At 74.2% G+C, this 4,854-nt stretch carries 1 protein-coding gene; it reads right to left on the reverse strand.

The features are described 5' to 3' along the window. On the reverse strand, positions 1–4,854 hold a 4,854-nt coding region (locus tag ACFWVE_RS34705; protein ID WP_384023164.1), incomplete at both ends, for a beta-ketoacyl synthase N-terminal-like domain-containing protein.

Raw genomic sequence — 4,854 nt, forward strand, 5'->3', positions numbered from 1 at the left:
ACGTCGCGGAAGTTCAGTCCGGCCGCCCGCACCTCGAGGCGCACCTGCCGGCCCTCCGGCGCCTGAAGCACCTCCGGGCAGGGGACAAGGGTGAGGGCGTCCAGGTTGCCCTTGGCGGTGCTGTCCAACCGCCAGGGCCCGTGGGCCGGGGGCAGCAGTCCGGCACCGGTGACCGCCCGGTCGAGGCGACCGACGAGGACGTCCCCGCCCCGTACGACGAACTGGGCGTCGCCGCCCGCAAGGAGCTCCGGCAGCAGCGGCAGCACGGTCTCGACGCGGGTGTCCGCGTCGAGGTCGACGAGGGCGAAGCGGGTGGGGTTCTCGGAGTGCGCGGCGCGCAGCAGACCCCATACGGCCGCCGCCGCCAGGTCCTCGACCTGGTCGTCTCGCCCTGCGCGGACCGCGCCTCGGGTGACGAACACCAGCCGGGCCGTCTCGAAGCGGTCCTGCCGCAGCCACTCCTGCACCAGGTCCAGGGCGTGCGCGACCAGCGTGTGCGTGGCCCGCGGTACGTCGTCGCCGTGGCCGTCGCCGGACACGGGGACGCACACCAGGGTTTCGGTGCCGGTGAGACCGTCCAGGGCGGTCGCCGCGCCGCCGGTGCCGAGCGCGGGCACGGCGGCGTGGCGGACCGACGGATCGGCGGCCGTCTCGGGGGCGGCGGTCCACTCCAGGCGGAGCAGCGAGTCGAGTTCGGTACGGCGGGCGGCGGGCGCCTGCACCCCGGCGGGGACCCGCAGCACCAGCGACTCGGCCGAGAGGACGGGCGCGCCCTCGACGTCCACGGCGGCGATCGAGACCGAGTCCTCACCGGTGCGGGCGACCCGGAAGCGGACCACGGAGGCGCCGCCCGCGTGCAGGGACACTCCTGCCCACAGGAACGGCAGCAGCTTGTGCTCGTCGTCCAGGCCGGCGAAGCCGACGGACTGCACGGCCGCGTCCAGCAGCGCCGGGTGCATGCCGTAGTAGCCGGCGTCGTCCGCCTCCGCCGGGAGCGCGGCCTCGACGAACGCCTCGTCGCCGCGCTTCCACACGGCGCGGATGGTGCGGAAGACGGGACCGTACTCGGTGCGGTCGTAGAAGCCCTCCAGGTCGGCGGCGATCGCGTTCTGCGGCGGCCAGACGCTCGCGTCGAAACCGGCGGTCCGCGGGTCCGTGCCGAGCACACCGGACGCGTGCTCCGTCCAGGTCTCCTCCGGCGCGTCGGCGGCCCGCGAGTACAGGCTCACCTTGCGGGCGCCGGACTCGTCGGGCGCCCCGACCCACACCTGGACGACGACGGCGGTGTCCTCGGGCAGGAGCAGCGGCGTGGCGAGGGTGAACTCCTCGACGCATTCGCAGCCGACCTCGTCACCGGCGCGCACGGCCAGTTCGAGGAATCCGGTGGCCGGGAAGAGCACCATGCCACCGCCCACGGTGTGGTCCGCGAGCCAGGGGTGCGTGGCGAGCGACAGCCGCCCGGTGAACAGCACGCCCTCGGAGGCGGCGAGCGCGGTGGCGGCGCCCAGCAGCGGGTGCTCGGCGGGCCGGAGCCCGGCACCCGTGACATCACCGGTGTGGGCCGCCGGACGGGGCCAGTACCGCTCGTGGTGGAAGGCGTACGTCGGCAGTGCCACCCGGCGCGCACCCGTCCCCTCGAAGCACGGCGCCCAGTCGATGTCCACGCCGCTGACGTGGAGCCGGGCCAGTGCGGTGAGCAGCGCGGTCTCCTCGGGGCGGTCCTTGCGCAGCACCGGCACGGAGACGACGTCCTCGGTCCCGTCCAGTACCCGGGCGGCCATCCCGGTCAGGACACCGTCCGGGCCCAGCTCCAGGAACGCGTTCACACCGGCACCCGCCAGCGCGCGCACACCGTCGGCGAAACGGACGGTGCCGCGGACGTGGCGCACCCAGTAGTCCGCCGAACACAGCAGGGCGGGGTCCGCGACCTCACCGGTCACGTTGGAGACGACCGGGACGGTCGGCTCGGCGTAGCCCAGCCCTTCCGCGACACGGCGGAACTCCGCCAGCATCGGGTCCATCAGCGGCGAGTGGAAGGCGTGACTCACCGACAGGCGCTGCGTCTTGCGCCCCTCCCCCGCGAACTCGTCAGCAAGAGCGAGGACTTCCGACTCCACACCCGCGATCACGACCGTGTCCGGACCGTTCACCGCCGCCAGGGCGATGCCGTCCGTCAGTCTCGGAACGATCTCCTCCTCGGTCGCCTGTACGGCCGCCATCGCGCCGCCGGCCGGGAGGTCCTGCATCAGCCGGGCACGCGCCGCGACCAGCGTGCACGCGTCCTCCAGGGACAGCACACCCGCCACATGCGCGGCCGCGATCTCGCCGACGGAATGCCCGGCCACGAACTCCGGCCGCACACCCCACGACTCCACCAGCCGGAACAGCGCCACCTCGACCGCGAACAGCGCGGGCTGCGTGAACCCGGTGGTGTCGAGGAGTTCCGCCTCGGGCGTACCCTCCCCCGCGAACAGCACCGTGCGCAGGGGCACGTCCGAGCCGGTGTCCAGCCGGGCCAGGACGGCGTCCAGGGCCTCCGCGAACACCGGGAACCGGGCATACAGCTCACGGCCCATAGCCGCCCGCTGCGAGCCCTGGCCCGAGAACAGCACCGCGAGCGACCGCTCCACCGACCGCCCACGCGCCACCTCGACGGGTGCACCGCTCTCGAGGCTCGTGCCCGCGAGCAGCACCGTCCGGTGCTCGAACAGCGACCGCCCGGACGCCAGCGAGTACCCCACGTCCAGTACGGACCCGGCGTCGAAGGACGTCACCCGGCCCACCTGCCCCGGCAGGGCGTCCTCGGACCGCGCCGAGACCGGCCACGGCACCAGGACCGGCGAGACGGACGGCTCGGTGGCCTCCTCCGGCTCCGCCGCGGCAGGTTCGGGCTGTTCGAGGATGACGTGCGCGTTGGTGCCGCTGAGGCCGAAGGACGAGACACCCGCCCGCCACGGCCGGTCCGTGTCGGGCCACTCGGTGGGCTCGGTGAGGAGCCGCACCGCGCCGGCCTCCCAGTCGACGTGTGTGGAGGGCCGGTCGATGTGGAGGGTCTTGGGCAGTGCGCCGTGACGCAGGGCGAGCACCATCTTGATGACACCCGCCACGCCGGCGGCGGCCTGGGTGTGGCCGATGTTCGACTTGATGGAGCCGAGCAGCAGCGGACGCTCCGGATCGCGGTCACGGCCGTAGGTGGCCAGCAGGGCCTGCGCCTCGATCGGGTCGCCCAGGGTCGTGCCCGTGCCGTGCGCCTCGACGGCGTCGACGTCGGTTGCCGAGAGCCCGGCGCTCGCCAGGGCCTGGCGGATGACGCGCTGCTGCGAGGGGCCGTTGGGCGCGGTCAGGCCGTTGGAGGCGCCGTCCTGGTTGATGGCCGAGCCGCGGACCACCGCGAGCACCTCGTGCCCGTTGCGGCGGGCGTCCGACAGGCGCTCCAGCACGAGCATGCCGACGCCCTCGGACCAGCCGGTGCCGTCGGCGGCGTCGGCGAACGCCTTGCACAGGCCGTCGCCCGCCAGGCCGCCCTGCCGGGTGAAGCCGGAGAAGTTCATCGGGGTCGACAGCACGGTGACACCGCCCGCGAGCGCGAGGGAGCTCTCCCCGCTGCGCAGGGACTGGGCGGCGAGGTGCAGGGCGACCAGGGAGGAGGAGCAGGCGGTGTCGACGGTGAGCGCCGGACCCTCCAGGCCGAGGGCATAGGAGACCCGGCCGGAGATGACGCTGGTGGCGAGGCCGGTGCTGGCGTGGCCCTCGACGTCCTCGCGGGAGGTCATCACCAGGGTCGCGTAGTCCTGGCCGGTGGTCCCGACGAAGATGCCCGTGGCGCTGCCGCGCAGGCTCTGCGGGTCGATGCCGGCGCGTTCGAACGCCTCCCACGAGGTTTCCAGCAGCAGGCGCTGCTGCGGGTCCATGGCGAGGGCCTCGCGCGGGGAGATGCCGAAGAAGCCGGCGTCGAAGCCGCCCACGTCGTGCAGGAAGCCGCCGCGGCGGGTGGCGCTGACGCCCCGGTTGTCGTGGCCCCCGCCGAAGAGGGTGTCCAGGTCCCAGCCGCGGTCGGTGGGGAACGCGGAGATGCGGTCCTCGCCGTCGGCGAGCATCCGCCACAGTTCGTCGGGGGTGGTGATGCCGCCGGGCATGCGGCAGGCCATGCCGACGATGACCACCGGGTCGTCGGCGACATCGGCGGCCACGAGCGGGGTGCCCGGGTCGCCGTGTTCGTCGAGGAGTTCGGCGACCAGGTGCTCGGCGAGACCGTGCGGGGTCGGGTAGTCGAAGACGAGCGTGGCGGTCAGCCGCAGGCCGGTGGCGGTGGTGAGGCGGTTGCGCAGTTCGACGGCGGTGAGGGAGTCGAAGCCGAGTTCGCGGAACTCGCGGCCGGGTTCGATGGCCTTGGGCGAGGAGTGGCCGAGCACTGCGGCGGCCTCGACCCGCACCAGTTCGACGACGTGGCGGACGCGCTCGTCCTCGGGGAGGGTCAGGAGACGGCGCGTCAGGTCGGCGGCGGTGCTCGCGCCGCCGACGGCGGTGGCGGCCGAACGCCGGGTGCCGCGCACCAGGTTGCGCAGCAGCGGCGGCACCTCACCCGGTATGCGCAGGTCGCCTCCGGTGGAGCCGATGGGTACGACGAGGGCCTCGGCGGATTCGGTGGCGGTGTCGAAGAGGGCGAGGCCGCGCTCGACGGGGATCGGTGCGGCGCCGGAGGCGGCGATGCGCTGCATGTCGGCGTCGGAGAGGGTGCCGGTCATGCCGGCGCTCTGCGCCCAGGCGCCCCAGGCCAGGGAGAGGGCGGGCAGGCCGGAGGCGGCCCGCTGCTGGGCGAGCGCGTCCAGGAAGACGTTCGCCGCCGCGTAGTTG

The sequence above is a fragment of the Streptomyces sp. NPDC058632 genome (assembly GCF_042717095.1).
Classification (GTDB): Bacteria; Actinomycetota; Actinomycetes; order Streptomycetales; family Streptomycetaceae; genus Streptomyces.